Here is a 16306-nt window from a genome sequence, read left to right as displayed (position 1 = left end):
TATTTTCGAGACAGGTTTAAATGTCTGTACTTTTAGTTATGTTGTGTTTTATTGTTCTTCTACTTTCTTTGTACCATAAAAATACAACGAGTGACTGTTGATTTGAATGTTGAATATCTCTTCGATTGTTTGCTTGATGATCTGAATTCGTGGATCACAAAATTCAATTACTTCACCAGAGTCAGTCATAATTATGTGATCGTGCTGCTTGTCGAAATATGATTTTTCATAATAAGCCTGATTTTGGCCAAATTGATGTTTTCGAACTAATGCGCAATCCAATAAAAGTTCAATCGTATTGTAAAGCGTAGCTCTACTGACACGATAGTTTTTATTTTTCATTTTGATGTATAAATTTTCGATATCAAAATGCTCTTCACTATCGTATATTTCCTGAAGTATTGCATAACGCTCAGGCGTTTTACGATGTCCTTTGTTCTCAAGATACAATGTAAAAACATTTTTTACAATTTCTTGATTTTTCGAATTGTCAGTTGAGATGAGTGTCATATCTGGCAAAGATAATTTATTATTTCAATGAATAAAAGTTTCCCGTTTAAACTTTTACGCTCCACTTTGGAAATGAATATCTAAATATTAATTGCTGTATTCGCGGGTAACTTTTTCTACTCCATCAATTTTTATAATATTCTGAATCATTTTCTTCAAAATACTGTTATTTCGAACAATAACAGCTATTTGTCCATGAAAAATTCCCGCATCTGTAGTCAATGAGATACTCTGTATGTTTACACTCATGTTATTAGAAATCACTTTTGTGAGCTGATTTGTTAAACCTAAAACATCCATACCAGTAATGTTAATAATGGCTTTAAATTCTTCTTGCGATGAATCGATCCACTTAGCAGACATTATGCGGTACGCGTAATTTGATTGCATCGTAATAGCATTAGGACAATCTTTTTTATGAACTTTAATTCCTTCATTGATGGTTACAAAACCAAAAACTTCATCACCCGGAATTGGATTGCAACACGGCGATAATTTATAATCTAATTTATCATGGTCGCTACCAAAAACCAACGTGTCGTAATTACTGTTAATAACAGGTTTATGTATATCAACATCTGCAGTACTTGGTGATCTTTTAATTTTATTTTTAAAGAAATTAATAAAACTATTGCTTTTTTGAGCAGCATAATCTTTTAATTTCTGATTGTCAATCGAGCCCATTCCAACACGGTAAAATAAATCCAAACTCGTTTTAAGTTTAAAAAAATTAACCAGCTCGTTGATTACTTGCTCGTTAACGGTTATTTTAAGATGTTTTAATTTACGTCTTAACAATTCTTTACCCTCTTCAGCAATGCGCTTGGTATTTTCGTTTAAGACATTTTTAATTTTAGTTTTGGCACGAGAAGTAGTTACATAGTCCAACCAGTTTGCCGTTGGTTTTTGGTGTTGCGAGGTAATTACTTCGACTTGATCACCACTTTTTAAAATATAATTCAACGGCACTAATTTACCGTTGACACGAGTTCCTAATGTTTTTATTCCAATTTCAGAGTGAATGCTAAATGCAAAATCCAGTGATGTAGCCCCTTTTGGCAATGATTTTATTTCTCCTTTTGGCGTGAAGACAAAGATTTCTTGTGAATAGAGATTCATTTTAAAATCTTCTACAAAATCAACCGCATTTGCTTCTGCATTTTCCAATGCTTCACGCAGTAAATTTAACCATAAATCCAAGCCGCTTTCTTCGGTTGCACCGTTTTTGTATTTGTAATGTGCAGCATATCCTTTTTCGGCAATTTCGTCCATTCGTTCACTTCGGACTTGTATTTCTACCCAGCGTCCTTTTGGTCCCATAACGGTAATGTGCAACGCTTCATATCCTGTAGATTTTGGCGAAGAAATCCAGTCACGCAAACGACTCGGACTCGGTCTGTAGTGATCCGTTACAATGGAGTAGATCTTCCAAGCCAAGAATTTCTCATCATGTGGATTGGATTTATAAACAATTCGGAGAGCGAATTTATCGTACACTTCGTCAAAAGTTACATTTTGAGCGCGCATTTTTCGACGGATAGAATAAATTGATTTTGGACGTCCCTTTATAGAGTAATCAACACTTTCTGCGTCTAAAGATTTTTTTAAGACATCAGTAATATTTTTAATGTAGGCATCTTGCTCTTCTTCCGTTTCTCTTATTTTGCTAACAATATCTTTGTAAACGTCAGGCTCCGTATATTTTAACCCTAAGTCTTCCAGTTTAGTTTTAATGTTGTACAATCCTAAACGGTGGGCGAGAGGTGCGTAAATATAAAGGGTTTCGGATGCAATTTTGGTCTGTTTGTATTCTACCATCGAGTCCATTGTTTGCATGTTGTGCAAACGATCGGCCAATTTGATTAAAATTACACGCACATCATCGTTTAAAGTCAGAATCATTTTTCTGAAATTTTCTGCTTGCAACGACGCGTTTAAATCCTTTTGAACTTGTGCTATCTTCGTCAATCCATCAACTAGCTGCGCTACTTTCGGATTAAACAATCGTTCGATATCTTCTACTGTAATTGGAGTATCTTCAACTACATCGTGCAGTAAAGCTGCTGCAATAGATGTTGCTCCTAATCCAATTTCTGAAGCTACAATTTTGGCCACAGCAATAGGATGGAAGATGTATGCTTCGCCCGATTTTCTGCGCTGATCTTTGTGTGCCTCAACAGAAACATCAAAAGCTTTTCGAATTAATTTTTTATCATCATCGGTTAAGGTTTGATAACTAATTCGAAGTAACTCCTTGTATTCTTGTGCAATTGCTTTATTTTCTTTCTCAATATCTATCTCAGTCATAACAGCGGGGTTGAATCACTAAAAATAAGTATTTGAAAGCAAGTATGCAATATTTTTGAACTGTTTTAAAGTATGAAAATTAGGTTGATTTGTGTTAAAAGAGAGCTGTATTTTTATGAAAATTTAGTAATTAAGTAGATTGTTCGCGCCATAACTCGCGAAATTATTTTACTGCGAGATCTATTTAGATAGGCAGTACATTGTGCAGAATTGTCTACCTATATTTTTTTTATATTTTAGCTGTTCAATAAAAATCGATTATGCTTACTGCCGAAAATATTGAAAATTTTATTGAGCAAATTGGCTAATAAAAATGAATTAAGGCGTTGATTTAAATCGTGTTCTTTAATATTTCCTCGATGTAAAGTCTTTTAAAACACTCATTGAAAATTACGATCGTGGGGATTATTAATTTTTTGCTGTTGAACAAAATGATAGATCCGAAGAAAAAAGAGAAATTCTATATCTTAAACGGATCTCAATTGAGATGATCTTTAAGGGAATTTACATTCTATAAAAAAATAACCGGCCGCTTGATTGAAATTAATTTCAATCAAGCGGCCGGTACAAGTTGGTGTATGTAAGCCGCAATGGCTAACTTCATTCACAAAATCATTTTATATTACAATGGCTTTTTCAATAAAAACGTATTGCTATGATTTAGAAATCTATTTGGTAAAGGTATAGTGTAAGGTTAGTTTAGAATTTACAAAATATTGCAAAATATTTACAGTATTACACTATAGGTACGTATACACAAATTAAGAGATCGATAAAATAACAATATCATTGTTTTGCCATTATTTGTAATTAAGCATACTAATCAAAACCGACTTGAAAATCGACCTATCTTTTCCAAAGACCATTGCAGCCTTTTTTATATACTGTAACATCCGTGGCTCCACAATTCATATAGTCACTAGGTTTGATGTGGAAGATAAAAACAGTTTTTTTATCTGTACTACAAATAGGTAAAGCAATAACTACTCTAAATTGGCTCGGTGATTGTTCTTTGTGATTGTATTTTTTGAACGAATAATTTAACCTATTAAAATCCCAAACTAAAATATCTCTTTTTTGACCAACCAAATATTTAAAATCTATTTTTTTAGCTAATCTATTTATCTTTTTTGTCCGAATTACTTATAGGGCTCTAATTATAAAGAATCAAAAGCTTTCTCAGAAAAAAAAGTTGTTGATTACTAAAAAGTAAACTTTCTACATACAAAGCGAGAGAATCTTCTTTTAAATTGTTTTTATCACGAAGTATGTCAGGCATTACTTGATTGAGTACAATATATTATTCATCTATAATATGTTGGGCACAAAATACATTAGTTGTAGCCATTAGCAACAATATAAAAATATATTATTTCATAGCTATAGAATTTTAAATGGAGTTCGTCTAAAAACCACGTTGTCGTTTGGCCTCAAAAATTAAAATGGCTGCAGCAACCGAAACATTCATACTGTCTATTTCGCCTTGCATCGGAATAATAATATTTTGAGTTGCGGCATCACGCCATTCTTTCGTCAATCCTGTAGCTTCTGTTCCGACTACTAACGCAGTTGGTTTGGTAAAGTTTTGCGTATCGTAGGAAGTCGAATTTTGCAAAGTCGCACAATAAAAATTAATGTTCTTTTCTTTTAAAAAGGCAATAATTTCGGTAGTAGTTCCTGTAGCAATTTGGCGCGTAAATAAGCAGCCCACACTAGAACGCACAATATTCGGACTGTATAAGTCACTTTTTGGGTTAGCAATAATCACAGCATCTAAATTGGCAGCATCGGCCGTACGCAACAAAGCACCAATGTTTCCTGGTTTTTCAGGTGCTTCGGCAACCAATATAAGTGGATTGTCAGATAATTGTAAATTTTTTAATTGCAGTGATTTAGTCTTTGCAATCGCTAAAATTCCTTCAGTAGTATCGCGGTACGCTAATTTGTGATAGACTTCTTTCGAAATTTCAATTAATTCAGCATACACAACGACTTGCTTTACTTCTTGTTCGCTGCATATTTCGGGTACAAAAAGTACGGTTTCTATGGCGTAACCACCTTGTATGGCAATCGATATTTCGCGTAATCCTTCAATCAAAAAAGTGCCTGACTCTTTGCGGGCTTTTGCTTTTTCTTGAAGTAATACTAATGATTTTATAAAAGGATTTTGTACAGAAGTAATTTGTTTCATTTTTTTAGAGGTTCTGAGGTGCTAAGTTTCAAAGGTACTGAGGATTTTAAGAAATGATTAAATATCTATTGTTAATTCTAACAGCATTTTTAAAAAAGTAATGATTTGAAATGAACCACTATAAAATTCCTCGGGCTTTAATCTCTAAATATTTATTGATGGTGTCTAGTGTAAGATTTTCGGGTTGGGTGAGAACGGAATGAATTCCGTATTTTTTAAGTTCCGCAACAATTAAACGCTTTTCGAAAACAAATTTTTCCGCAATCACTTTATCATAGACTTCCTGAATGGTTTCGCTTTTTTTATTGATAATCGCATTTAATTCGGTGTTGCTAAAAAAGACTACTACTAACAAATGACTTTTAGCAATGGCTTTTAAATACGGTAATTGTCTGTGCAAACCATCCAAAGTTTCAAAATTGGTATATAAAATTAGCAAACTGCGTTGGTTGATATTTTTCTTAATATCAACATACAATCTACTGTAATCACTTTCAAAAAAGTCAGTTTTAATATTGTATAAAGTTTCGAGAATCTTCTGCATTTGTGAACCTCTTTTTTCGGCAAAAACACGATTCTCTACTTTTTTAGAAAAAGCAAATAAACCCGCTTTATCTTGTTTTTTTAAAATTACATTCGATAAAACTAAGGTTGCATTAATGGCATAATCAAGTAAACTCAAACCGTTAAAAGGCATTTTCATGACACGTCCTTTGTCAATAATCATATAAACCGATTGTGATTTTTCGTCTTGAAACTGGTTAATCATCAGTCCGTTTTTCTTGGCCGTTGCTTTCCAGTTTATGGTTCGAACGTCATCGCCAGCAACATATTCTTTAATTTGTTCAAATTCCATTGTATGTCCAAGTCGACGAATCTTCTTTATTCCGTATTGAAATAGTGTATTAGAAAAAGCAATTAAATCGTATTTACGCAACTGAATGTACGAAGGATAAGTTGGAACCATTGCGTTTTTATCAAAAGTAAAACGTCTGGAAACGAGTTTCAATGGCGATGAAACATATACATTCAAGTTTCCGAAAAAATACTCGCCTCTTTCCGTTGGACGCAATTCGTATTGCAGTTCGTCTTTCGCGGAAGCTTTTATGTTGCGGTTAATTTTGAAGTTTCGAATTTGAAACTGAAACGGAATTTCATCAATAATGCTGATATCAATAGGAAAAGTGTAGTGATTTTCGATCGTAACGCGAATTGGGTTATTATCTCCATTGGATAGTTTTTCGGGTGTAATTCGGTGTGCTTCAATACCATTTTTACTCAAAAATAGCAGTACCAAATCCAACAGTAAAAAACTAACTAATACGAGCACCAAATACCAAACGGCATTGTATAAATTCGGAAAAATAAAAGCACAAATAAACAAACCAATCATGCCTAAAAGCACATAGAAAAATAGGTTGTTGATGTATAAGTTTTTAAGTAGTTTCAAATTTTTTTCTTTATTTAATTTTTCGAGTTCCTGAGTTTGATAAGTTCAGAGGTTGAAAAGTTCAAATATTCTGAGGTTCAAAATTCTGAACTTAACAATTTACCATTAATAATTAACAATTAATAGTTCTTCTTATCTCGGAATTTCTACGCTTTCTAGTATTTGTTTGATGATTTCATGACTGCTTATTCCTTCCATTTCACGTTCTGGAGTCACAATTACACGGTGTTGCAATACCGGAATTGCCGCTTCTTTTATGTCTTCTGGCGTTACAAAATCACGACCATTTATGGCCGCAAAACCTTTGGCTGCATTCAAAATTGCAATAGACGCTCTAGGCGATGCACCTAAATATAAAAAAGCATTTTCACGTGTGTTCACTACAATGCGAGCAATGTATTCTAATAAATTTTGCTCCACCACAATCGATTTTACTAGATCTTGATAGTTCTTTATTTCAATGTCCGAAAGAACAGTTTGTATGGCTTCGAGTTTGCCGTGATTTTGTAAGGTATGCTCGCGCTGAATGATGGCAATTTCTTCGTCTAATTTTGGATAGTCAATCGTGATTTTAAATAAAAATCTATCTAGTTGTGCTTCTGGCAAACGGTACGTTCCTTCTTGTTCAATTGGGTTTTGAGTGGCAATTACCAAAAACGGAGTTTCTAAAATATATTGAGAACCATCAATTGTAATTTGTCGTTCCTCCATCACTTCAAACAAAGCGGCTTGCGTTTTGGCTGGCGCACGATTGATTTCATCAATTAAAATTAAGTTAGAGAAAATTGGGCCTTTTTTAAATTCAAATTCAGAGTTTTTAATGCTAAAAACAGACGTTCCTAAAATATCCGAAGGCATTAAATCGGGCGTGAACTGAATGCGACTAAAACCAATATTTAAAGTTTTTGCCAATAATTTGGCAGTAATGGTTTTTGCAACACCTGGAACTCCTTCTAGTAAAACGTGACCGTTAGCCAAAATAGCAACTAATAGCTGGTCGATCATTTTAGATTGTCCGACTATTACCGTGCCTAGTTCTTTTTTGATGGCGTTGATGTGCGCTAAAAGTGGCGCAAGATCCAAGCGATTTTCGAAATTCAGATTCTGATTGGTTATTTCTTGTGGTGTATTATCGTCCATATATTTGGGTTATTTTTTATTTAATTTAAAATTTTTTCGATGGCATTGTTGATTTTGATCAAATCTTCCTCCACACTTTGATGTTTGTTTTGTCTATAATCAGTAATTAGCAGCACAACTTCTCGAATAGTGCTTTCTTCTTTTCCTGATTTTTGATGCAATTTCAGAATAAAAGATTCGTCTAGTTTTTGAGTGTCCAGTAAATATTCATTTCTGATTTTTTCTAAAAAGTAAATAATTTTTTTTTCGATTATATTGTCGTGATCACCTTCTTGGTAATACAAATTACCGATGGTTTTGGTAAAATCGACTGTCAAATTGGGCAGTGGTTCAATTATAGGAACTATACGTTGCTTGCGTTTTGCATTAAAAAGCATAAAAATTACCATTCCGATTAAGAACAGATACCAAGCCCATTTTAGTGCGGGCTGACTAAAAATGTAACGCAAAGGTGAGTTCGATATAGAATCATTCGCATTCGACTTTAAAAACCAAAACACCTTTCCGGCAGGAATATACGAGACTACTTTTTCTGTATATTGATATGTATTGCTTTTTAATAAATGAAAATTAGTAAAAGCAGCAGGTTGTAAATGCACAATAAATTGGCCGTTTTTAAATTTAGTTTTTATAAAATTCGCACGAATAGAGTCGGTTTCTTGATAGCCTAAAATAGTTGTGTTTATGGTGTCAAAAGATTTAAAATAGCTTGCACTGCCTTCTTCTATTACCTTGTATTTTTGAGATCCTAATTTTGGATTTTGAATCCAGTTGTAACTGTTAGACTGATAACTGTAGTCGACATCTAGTTCTATTTTAAGACTGTCTTTAAAAATTTTAGGCACTGAGGTAGTACTTATAAATGCCGTATTACCGTGACTTACAAAGTAAAAGATTTCTTTCCAAGATTCGTCATCAATTGGTGCGTTTTTAGCAATAGAAAGTAGTGTTCCTTGTAATTGGTAAGTTCCTACAATGCTATCAGGAACGTAATTACTGTCTAGAAATTCATACGGAGTTTCGTTAATTTTTTCGATAGAATCATTCTTTAAAAGTTTTTGAGATTCCTTATTGAAAACGTACATTCCGAACGGAATTTTATCATTTATACCATAAGTTGGGCGCCAGTCAATTGGTTTAGGGCGGTTGTAATCGATCACCAAAATAAGAACTAACAACAGTACTAAAATGGCAATATATATTTTTATAGTTTTAGACATTGCTGAAAGTTTTTAGGGCTTTTTTAAAGCGTTGTTCTGCTTTTACAAAAGTATTTTCGTCGATTTCAAATTCACCATACCAAATATAATTGTAGACATACGAAAGGTAACCAAACTCTTCTTTATGCGCTTGATTTTTTAATTCATACAAATAATCGGTATTGGTTTTCTCGATGTCCCATTTAATATGATGGTGCTGAGCCATTGTTTTAAGCAGCCATAAATAGTAATAACGAATGCTTATTCTCTTGTGACCCGACTGTAAACTTTCTTGAATCAGTTTTTCAAAATCAACCAGATGGATATTTTTTTCAATATCAGAATAATTGATGTTTTTTTTGTGCGAATCTTTACCGAAAATCCACTGCCCTTCTTTATTAATTATCGCTTTTACAATTAAATAAATTACAAAAATAACTACAGCGGCAGCAATGACTTTCAAAACAATTTTCACCAAATTTACTGAGGTTTCGTTACTGCTAAATTGAAATAATTTTTGAAATAGTTGTGCCAGCCAATCTTTAAAACGATCCCAAGCATTTTTTTCGGGCGTTTTAAATTCGTACATAAAATCAGCCTCTTTGTAACTGTCTTTAAAGTTTTTTACAAATGACTTTTTCGAAATAGTGCTCGAGTCCAACTGAATTATTCGCGAAGAATCGGTAGTATGCAATGCTGTTCCCGTCTCTTCAATTAGCGAACTTTCTTGCGCTTGGGTCAAAAAAGAAGTAAAAAAAAGTATTATAAAAATAAAACATTTATTCATTATCAGCTCCTATTAAATCAATATTACTAATTAATGAAGTGCTTTCATTTTCTTCACGTAAGCTGTAGTAAATTAAACCTTGGTTGATTAAAACTAAATTATTGAAAAAATAGCTCAGTAAAACAGCCAAGATCATAATTACAGCTGCAAATATGCCCATGGTTGCCAGTCCTTCACTTTCGGGATCACTCATATTCGTTTGACCCGAACTAAAAAAGTAAATAATTCCGATGAAATAAGGGACCATCGTAATGATACCTTGCACAATTTGAATCAACATTAGCATAACAAAGGTGGTACCTACAATTGTCCAAAACTGTTGCTTGAGTAGTAGAAATCCATTTTTAAACGCTCTAAAAAAGCCTGTTTTTTCGGTTAGATAATCGTAAAAACTTAAATTAATCCAAGCCAAAACAGCTGGCATAGCAATTAAAAGTAACGGCAAACCGATTATAATAAAGATCATTAAAAATAAAAGTGCAAAAAGAAGCATTAACAAAGGAAAGATAATAAAAACTAGACCAAGAATAAAAACCAGCAATCGTCCTGTATTTTTGGTCAATGCGGTAGTAATATCTTTAATCGTAAAATTAGCTTCAGGATTTTTAGATATGAATTGTAAATATAAAACGGGATACGCAAAATTCAGCATCGAAATAATGATAATGAGCAAAAAGAACAAGATTAAAGTGCCAATAAAAAGAATTGAATTCGAATTAAAATATTGCGAAAAATAGTCTGAGTTAGTGGTTCCAATAGAAGAAAACACTACTTCAAAATATACCTTGAAAATAAAGTACATTAGGAAACAGAGTACGAGTAAAAAACCGCCATTGATTAAAAGATAGTTTTTGAAAAAATGTTTTCCGTAGATTTTAAAGAAAGTAATGGTGTCGGAAATAAAATCGCTAAAATTTCTTTTTTTATAAAGTTGGAACATTTATTTGGCTGTTTTTTTTGTGAATAATATGAGGGTAAATTAAATAGTAAAATGAAATAATTACGAGGGTAATTAGGATGATTCCAACACTCAGCCAATTAGGCATGTCAGCAGAATAGCGAGTGATAAACCCTTCTAAAAATCCAGCTGAAATCGTAAACGGGAAAGTGCTTATAAAGATTTTAAAACTAGTTTTAAAACCTATTTTTAACGAATTAAAACGAGAATAAGTTCGTGGAAATAAAATAGCAGCACCTAATATAAAACCAGCTGCAGCCTCAATTACAATCGCAAAAATTTCCATAGAACCGTGTATCCAAATCCCACGAACACTTTCCCAAAACACATTTTCTTGATAAAAAAAATACTGAAAAGAACCGATCATGATGCAGTTTTGTAAAAAAATATAAAACGTGCCAATGCCACCAAAAACACCGTAGAGATAGCATTTTGCACCTACGTAAATATTGTTGAGCGTAATACCAATAAAACTACCCCAATTGCTACCAGAGCTATAGACGGCAACAGGATTTCCTTTTTTAATGTTCTCTAACGTCATGTTTACATAGCTATCGCCGAGAATAAGACGAACAAAATTAGCGTCGAATTTTGCCGAAACTACGCCCATCGCAACAGTAGCAAAAAACAGTACAAAAGCATACAATAAATAGCGTCTATACTCGTAAAGCAAAAGCGGAACTTCAGTCTTGAAAAAGTAGACAAGTCTATTTTTTTCAGTCCTTTTAGTTTTATAAATTTTTTGATAGATCTGTGACGCTAAATAATTTAGATAGATAACCGTTTTACTTTTAGGGTAATAGGTTTGGGCGTAAGCCAAGTCATTCATCATTTGAATGTATAAATTAGCTAACTCATCAGGATTTTTTTTAGCTTTACCAAAAATAGCTAATTCAAAGTCTAGCCATTTTTCTTTATTTTGTTTTATAAAAGCAATTTCTCTCATTAGAGGCTAAAATATAAAATATGTCAGAATTATCTATAACAACTACACAAAATGTAGTAATAAATTTCAAAGCGGCTTCAGTGGGAGATCGAATGTTGGCCTATTTTATAGATTTAATTATTAAGATTGCTTACGGAATCGTAGTTTTTACGGTATTTTTTTATTATTTCGGAATAAAAGATTTATTTAAGGAATTAGATCAGTGGTCTATTTTTGCCATTATTTTATTTTTTTATTTTCCAGTTATAATTTACACGATTACATTAGAAAGTATTTTTGAAGGACAAACGTTTGGAAAAAAATTAAGTAAAATAAAAGTCGTGAAACTCGATGGATATCAAGCAGGTTTTGGTGATTATCTAATGCGTTGGTTTTTTAGAATTATTGATATTTCGATAATGAACGGAATTATTGCAATTACTACCGTAGTGACAAGTAAAAACAATCAAAGATTGGGCGATATGGTCGCAGGAACAGCAGTAATTTCATTAAAAAATGACGTTAATATTAGTCATACTATTTTGGAGGAAATTGGAGAAGCGTATATACCAACGTATCCTTTAGTGATAAAATTATCCGACAATGATGTGCGCATTATCAAGGAAACTTTTGAGCGTGCACAACTTAAACATGATTTTGAAACAGTTGAAAAGCTAGTGACAAAAATTGAAAGTGTTACTGGAATTAAAAATCAAACGGATTCTAAAGCCGATTTTGTTCGGGTAATTTTAAAAGATTATAATTTTTATACTCAAAACATGTAGTAAAGTACTGCTGCAAATTCGTTCTTTACAAACACGAAGAACTTCAAAACTTAGAATTACTTAAAAAAAATCAATGTTCGAATTATTAGATCTTATTGGGACAATGGCGTTTGCGATGTCTGGCGCTTTAACGGCTATGAACAAAAAACTAGATCCGTTTGGAGTTTTTATTATTGCATTTGTAACGGCGGTTGGTGGCGGAACATTGCGTGACGTGTTGATTGGTAGAACTCCGGTAGGCTGGATGCTCAATTTGGAATACGTTTACATCATAATTTTAGCTTTTTTTCTCTCTATTCTTTTTCGAAAAAAATTTGATAAGCTGAGAACTTCTTTGTTTTTATTTGATACCATCGGATTAGGTGTTTTTACATTGATCGGACTCGAAAAAGGGATAAATGTAGGTTTGCATCCCGTAATTTGCATTGCCATTGGTACGATGACGGCATGTTTTGGAGGTGTGACTCGCGATATTTTGTGTAATGATATTCCAGTAATTTTTCATAAAGAAATCTATGCAACTATTTGTATTATTGGCGGAATTGTGTTTTTTGCTTTGAAAGAATTTAATCTCAATAACGATATTTTATACTTGATTACTTCCATTGTAATTATTGTACTTCGATTAATGGCTGTGAAATTTAAATGGTATTTGCCGTCTTTAGAAGTTAAATCAGAATGAAAGACTTTACAGTAAAACGCTATACGAAAGAAAATCGTACGGTTTGGAATGAATTTATAGCAAAAGCTACAAATGCTACTTTTTTATTCAATCGTAATTTTATGGAATATCATAGCGATCGCTTTGAAGACTTCTCGTTATTAATTTATGAAAACAAAAAATTAATAGCCGTTTTACCTGCAAATATTGTAAATTCAGATGTGTATTCGCATCAAGGATTAACCTATGGTGGGTTGGTTTATAATGAGAAACTGAAATTAGCTTCGTTCATTGAAGTTTTTAAATGCGTTTTGTCTTTTTTGAATGACAATAAGATTCAAAAATTACAACTCAAATTACTTCCATCTATTTATCATCAAAAGCCCGCTGAGGAATTAAATTATGCTTTGTTTTTAGCCGATGCGCAGTTGATTCGAAGAGATACTTTGGCTGTTACTGATTTAACCAAGCCCTATTCGTTTTCCAAACTTCGAAAAAGAGGCGTCGATAACGGTATCAAAAATAGTTTACTAGTAAAAGAAGTTTCTTATTTTGATGAGTATTGGAATGAAATATTAATTCCAAATTTAGCGGATAAATACCAAGCTAAGCCAGTTCATACTTTGGAAGAAATTACTAGATTAAAATCTTTTTTTCCAAATAAAATAAGGCAGTTTAACGTTTATGAAAATGGAAGTATTATTGCGGGAACTACAATTTTTGAAAGCGAGAACGTAGCGCATTGTCAATATATTTCGGGTAAAGAAGGAAAAAATGAACTAGGCGGATTGGATCTATTGTTTCATCATTTAATTACAGTTGTTTTTAAAGAGAAGCACTTTTTTGATTTTGGAATTTCCAATGAAAATCAAGGCAGAAAACTAAATCAAGGGTTATCATATTGGAAAGAAAGTTTCGGCGCAAGTACGATTGTTCAAGATTTTTCCGAAGTAGAAACGTCAAATTTTAATGCATTAGATACGATTTTGTAATGATACAATTTCTCGACTTAAAAAAAGTAAATGCGACTTATGAAACTGGTTTTCAAGAAAAATTGAAATCAGTTTTAGAAAATGGTTGGTACATTTTGGGTAATGAAGTTGCTGCTTTTGAAAAAAATTTTGCTAACTATTGCGGAATAAAATATTGCATTGGCGTCGGCAATGGTTTAGATGCGTTGGTTTTAATTTTCAAAGGATATATTCAATTAGGTGAATTGCATAAAGGAGACGAAGTAATTGTATCAGCGAATACTTATATTGCGAGTATTTTGGCTATTTTGCAAGCCGATTTGGTTCCAGTTCTGGTCGAGCCAAAATTAGAAACTTACAACATTAATCCCGATTTAATTCAAGAGAAAATAACAGCAAAAACAAGGGCAATTCTTGCGGTTCATTTGTACGGACAATTGGCTGAAATGAATCAAATTAACGCCATTGCGAGTCAAAATAACTTATTAGTAATCGAAGATGCAGCTCAAGCACACGGGGCAGTTTACGATTTTGGAAAATCAGGAAATCTATCTGATGCTGCTGCTTTTAGTTTTTACCCTGGGAAAAATTTAGGTGCTTTAGGTGATGGCGGAGCGGTTACGACTAATGATTCTGCATTAGCAAAAACAATTCAATCCCTTCGGAATTATGGTTCTGAAACCAAATATAAGAATGAATATATTGGTATGAATTCAAGATTAGACGAATTACAAGCGGCTTTTTTGAATGTAAAACTAACCAATTTAGATGCTGATAACAAACATCGTCGAACCATTGCAAAACGCTATTTGTCTGAAATTAAAAATGATAAAATTAGTTTGCCTTTTTGGGATTTGTCAAACAATCACGTGTTTCATTTGTTTGTCATTCGAACCGAAAAAAGAGATGAATTAAAACACTATTTATTAGAAAATGGAATTCAAGCGATGATTCATTATCCTATTCCGCCTCACAAACAAAAAGCATTTTTAGACTGGAATAATCTATCTTTCCCTATTACGGAGAAAATTCATAAGGAAGTTTTGAGTTTGCCGATTAATCCTGTAATGACAGTAGATGAGGTAGGTTTTGTGATTTCAATTTTAAATAACTATTAAATTGGATTTCATTAAAAAGATACTGCAAACAAATTTATTTAAAATCACTTCTTTAAATAGTTTGAGTGTACTATTAAAAATAGGAATAGGACTAATTACTTCAAAGTTATTGGCTGTTTTTGTTGGCCCAAGCGGAATGGCTTTGGTAGGAAATCTTCGAAATTTTTCATCGTCTTTAGAAAGTATTTCTAGTTTAGGATTCCAAAATGGAATTGTAAAATATGTTGCTGAAGAGAAAGAAAATCTGAATAAACTTCAAAAAATAATTGCCACCGTGTTTGTCAGTTTAGTAGTTGTTGCAGTCATTTTTAGTTTTGTTTTATATTTTTTGGCTGACTTTTGGAACCAAGAAATTTTCGGTAATCATTTTGACTATCAAATCATTTTTAAAGCAATTGCATTGGCTTTACCTTGGTATGCTATTTCTGTTTTTTTACTTTCGTTATTGAATGGTTTGGGTAAATTCAAGCAGGTTATTTGGGTAAACATAATAGGGAATTTGATAGGGTTATTAGTTTCTCTTTATATGATTTTGCATTTAAAAACATTGGGTGCTTTACTCTCAATTGTGATTTCACCCGCCTTGTTGTTTTTTGTAATCTTTTATTTTATCAATAAAGAATTTCGTTTTTTTGAAATGATTCGAGTTCGCAATTTTGATTTTCGAATTATAAAAAATTTATCGTCGTATTCACTAATGGCTTTGGTTTCTTCGGTTTTAGGACCTTTAGTTTTTTTAGCGATACGAAAAAATGTGATCGTTGTTGTAGGATTGGAACAAGCAGGTTTTTGGGAAACCATAACTCGGATTTCGACTTATTACATGATGTTTATTACCACAATATTATCGGTTTATTTTTTTCCTAAATTAGCTGTAGCCAAAAATAGAGAAGAGACTAAAACCGTTTTTTGGAGTTTTTATAAAAACATTTTAACCTTATTTATAGTGGTTTTAATTGTTATTTATTTTGCTCGTTTTTTTATTATTAAATTACTTTTCACTAGTCAATTTCTTCCAGTTACAAGTTTGTTTTTATGGCAATTAATGGGTGATTTTTTAAAAGCTGCAGCTTTGATTTTGGGTTATCAATTCTTTGCTAAAAAAATGACAATGGCTTTTATTATTTCAGAAATTGCCTCACTTGCGGTATTTTATTTTTTGAGTAATTATTTAGTTCCTTTATTTGGAGTAAAAGGAGTTGTCATGTCTCAAACTTTTGATAATTTTGTTTATTTACTAGTGTTGGCAATCTATTTTAGGAAAAGTTTATTTTAAATTTTTTAAATTGAATATTTATATTACA

14 protein-coding genes are annotated in these 16306 nt (G+C 32.2%); 5 read left to right on the top strand and 9 right to left on the bottom strand.

The features are described from left to right. Nucleotides 1-48: 48 nt before the first annotated feature. The 9 genes from ACRASX_RS00995 to ACRASX_RS00955 form a co-directional block, all read right to left on the bottom strand. Entirely contained in the window at nucleotides 49-510 is a 462-nt protein-coding gene (locus ACRASX_RS00995) for a Fur family transcriptional regulator (protein WP_066309956.1), read from the bottom strand. A gap of 87 nt (nucleotides 511-597) precedes the next feature. Beyond that, nucleotides 598-2817, bottom strand: coding sequence for a RelA/SpoT family protein (locus ACRASX_RS00990; RefSeq protein WP_432222127.1), 2220 nt, complete (start codon nucleotides 2815-2817; stop codon nucleotides 598-600). Nucleotides 2818-4222: 1405 nt separating this feature from the next. After that, nucleotides 4223-5008 carry a TrmH family RNA methyltransferase gene (locus ACRASX_RS00985; RefSeq protein ID WP_432222126.1) on the bottom strand — a complete coding sequence of 262 codons (786 nt, stop codon included), beginning with the start codon at nucleotides 5006-5008 and terminating at the stop codon, nucleotides 4223-4225. A 118-nt stretch (nucleotides 5009-5126) separates the two neighbouring features. Further along, complete coding sequence (locus tag ACRASX_RS00980) at nucleotides 5127-6458, bottom strand: DUF58 domain-containing protein (RefSeq protein WP_432222125.1); 1332 nt, start codon at nucleotides 6456-6458, stop codon at nucleotides 5127-5129. Nucleotides 6459-6590: 132 nt separating this feature from the next. Continuing rightward, nucleotides 6591-7598 carry an AAA family ATPase gene (locus tag ACRASX_RS00975; RefSeq protein ID WP_432222124.1) on the bottom strand — a complete coding sequence of 336 codons (1008 nt, stop codon included), beginning with the start codon at nucleotides 7596-7598 and terminating at the stop codon, nucleotides 6591-6593. A gap of 20 nt (nucleotides 7599-7618) precedes the next feature. Further along, nucleotides 7619-8818, bottom strand: coding sequence for a DUF4350 domain-containing protein (locus tag ACRASX_RS00970; RefSeq protein WP_432222123.1), 1200 nt, complete (start codon nucleotides 8816-8818; stop codon nucleotides 7619-7621). Continuing rightward, nucleotides 8811-9584, bottom strand: coding sequence for a DUF4129 domain-containing protein (locus ACRASX_RS00965; RefSeq protein ID WP_432222122.1), 774 nt, complete (start codon nucleotides 9582-9584; stop codon nucleotides 8811-8813). Before ACRASX_RS00965 ends, ACRASX_RS00970 begins: the two co-directional genes overlap by 8 nt. Next, a complete protein-coding gene (locus ACRASX_RS00960; protein WP_432222121.1) occupies nucleotides 9577-10257 on the bottom strand; it encodes a hypothetical protein in 681 nt (226 codons plus the stop codon). Before ACRASX_RS00960 ends, ACRASX_RS00965 begins: the two co-directional genes overlap by 8 nt. A 250-nt stretch (nucleotides 10258-10507) precedes the next feature. Next, complete coding sequence (locus ACRASX_RS00955; RefSeq protein ID WP_432222120.1) at nucleotides 10508-11488, bottom strand: stage II sporulation protein M; 981 nt, start codon at nucleotides 11486-11488, stop codon at nucleotides 10508-10510. 20 nt (nucleotides 11489-11508) lie between these two features. On the opposite strand from ACRASX_RS00955, the gene ACRASX_RS00950 reads away from it, so the two are divergent. The 5 genes from ACRASX_RS00950 (at nucleotide 11509) to ACRASX_RS00930 (ending at nucleotide 16278) form a co-directional block, all read left to right on the top strand. Further along, a complete protein-coding gene (locus ACRASX_RS00950) occupies nucleotides 11509-12252 on the top strand; it encodes an RDD family protein (protein WP_432222119.1) in 744 nt (247 codons plus the stop codon). A 73-nt stretch (nucleotides 12253-12325) separates the two neighbouring features. Beyond that, entirely contained in the window at nucleotides 12326-12934 is a 609-nt protein-coding gene (locus ACRASX_RS00945; RefSeq protein ID WP_066309924.1) for a trimeric intracellular cation channel family protein, read from the top strand. After that, nucleotides 12931-13905 carry a GNAT family N-acetyltransferase gene (locus tag ACRASX_RS00940; protein ID WP_432222118.1) on the top strand — a complete coding sequence of 325 codons (975 nt, stop codon included), beginning with the start codon at nucleotides 12931-12933 and terminating at the stop codon, nucleotides 13903-13905. Before ACRASX_RS00945 ends, ACRASX_RS00940 begins: the two co-directional genes overlap by 4 nt. After that, nucleotides 13905-15002 carry a DegT/DnrJ/EryC1/StrS family aminotransferase gene (locus ACRASX_RS00935; protein ID WP_432222117.1) on the top strand — a complete coding sequence of 366 codons (1098 nt, stop codon included), beginning with the start codon at nucleotides 13905-13907 and terminating at the stop codon, nucleotides 15000-15002. Before ACRASX_RS00940 ends, ACRASX_RS00935 begins: the two co-directional genes overlap by 1 nt. A 1-nt stretch (nucleotide 15003) precedes the next feature. Then, nucleotides 15004-16278, top strand: coding sequence for an O-antigen translocase (locus ACRASX_RS00930; protein ID WP_157492682.1), 1275 nt, complete (start codon nucleotides 15004-15006; stop codon nucleotides 16276-16278). The last annotated feature ends 28 nt before the right edge of the window (nucleotides 16279-16306 follow it).

The organism is Flavobacterium sp. TMP13, assembly GCF_050847115.1.
Lineage (GTDB): Bacteria > Bacteroidota > Bacteroidia > Flavobacteriales > Flavobacteriaceae > Flavobacterium.
The sequence above is the reverse complement of the archived record's forward strand: the minus strand, read 5'-3'. Positions and strand labels throughout refer to the sequence as shown.

Excerpts from the sequence above, each read along its gene's own strand:
- ACRASX_RS00990 (WP_432222127.1), bottom strand. The coding sequence starts at position 2,817 with ATGACTGAGATAGATATTGAGAAAGAAAATAAAGCAATTGCACAAGAA.
- ACRASX_RS00940 (WP_432222118.1), top strand. The coding sequence starts at position 12,931 with ATGAAAGACTTTACAGTAAAACGCTATACGAAAGAAAATCGTACGGTT.
- ACRASX_RS00950 (WP_432222119.1), top strand. The coding sequence starts at position 11,509 with ATGTCAGAATTATCTATAACAACTACACAAAATGTAGTAATAAATTTC.
- ACRASX_RS00955 (WP_432222120.1), bottom strand. The coding sequence starts at position 11,488 with ATGAGAGAAATTGCTTTTATAAAACAAAATAAAGAAAAATGGCTAGAC.
- ACRASX_RS00945 (WP_066309924.1), top strand. The coding sequence starts at position 12,326 with ATGTTCGAATTATTAGATCTTATTGGGACAATGGCGTTTGCGATGTCT.
- ACRASX_RS00970 (WP_432222123.1), bottom strand. The coding sequence starts at position 8,818 with ATGTCTAAAACTATAAAAATATATATTGCCATTTTAGTACTGTTGTTA.
- ACRASX_RS00985 (WP_432222126.1), bottom strand. The coding sequence starts at position 5,008 with ATGAAACAAATTACTTCTGTACAAAATCCTTTTATAAAATCATTAGTA.
- ACRASX_RS00965 (WP_432222122.1), bottom strand. The coding sequence starts at position 9,584 with ATGAATAAATGTTTTATTTTTATAATACTTTTTTTTACTTCTTTTTTG.
- ACRASX_RS00975 (WP_432222124.1), bottom strand. The coding sequence starts at position 7,598 with ATGGACGATAATACACCACAAGAAATAACCAATCAGAATCTGAATTTC.
- ACRASX_RS00995 (WP_066309956.1), bottom strand. The coding sequence starts at position 510 with ATGACACTCATCTCAACTGACAATTCGAAAAATCAAGAAATTGTAAAA.
- ACRASX_RS00935 (WP_432222117.1), top strand. The coding sequence starts at position 13,905 with ATGATACAATTTCTCGACTTAAAAAAAGTAAATGCGACTTATGAAACT.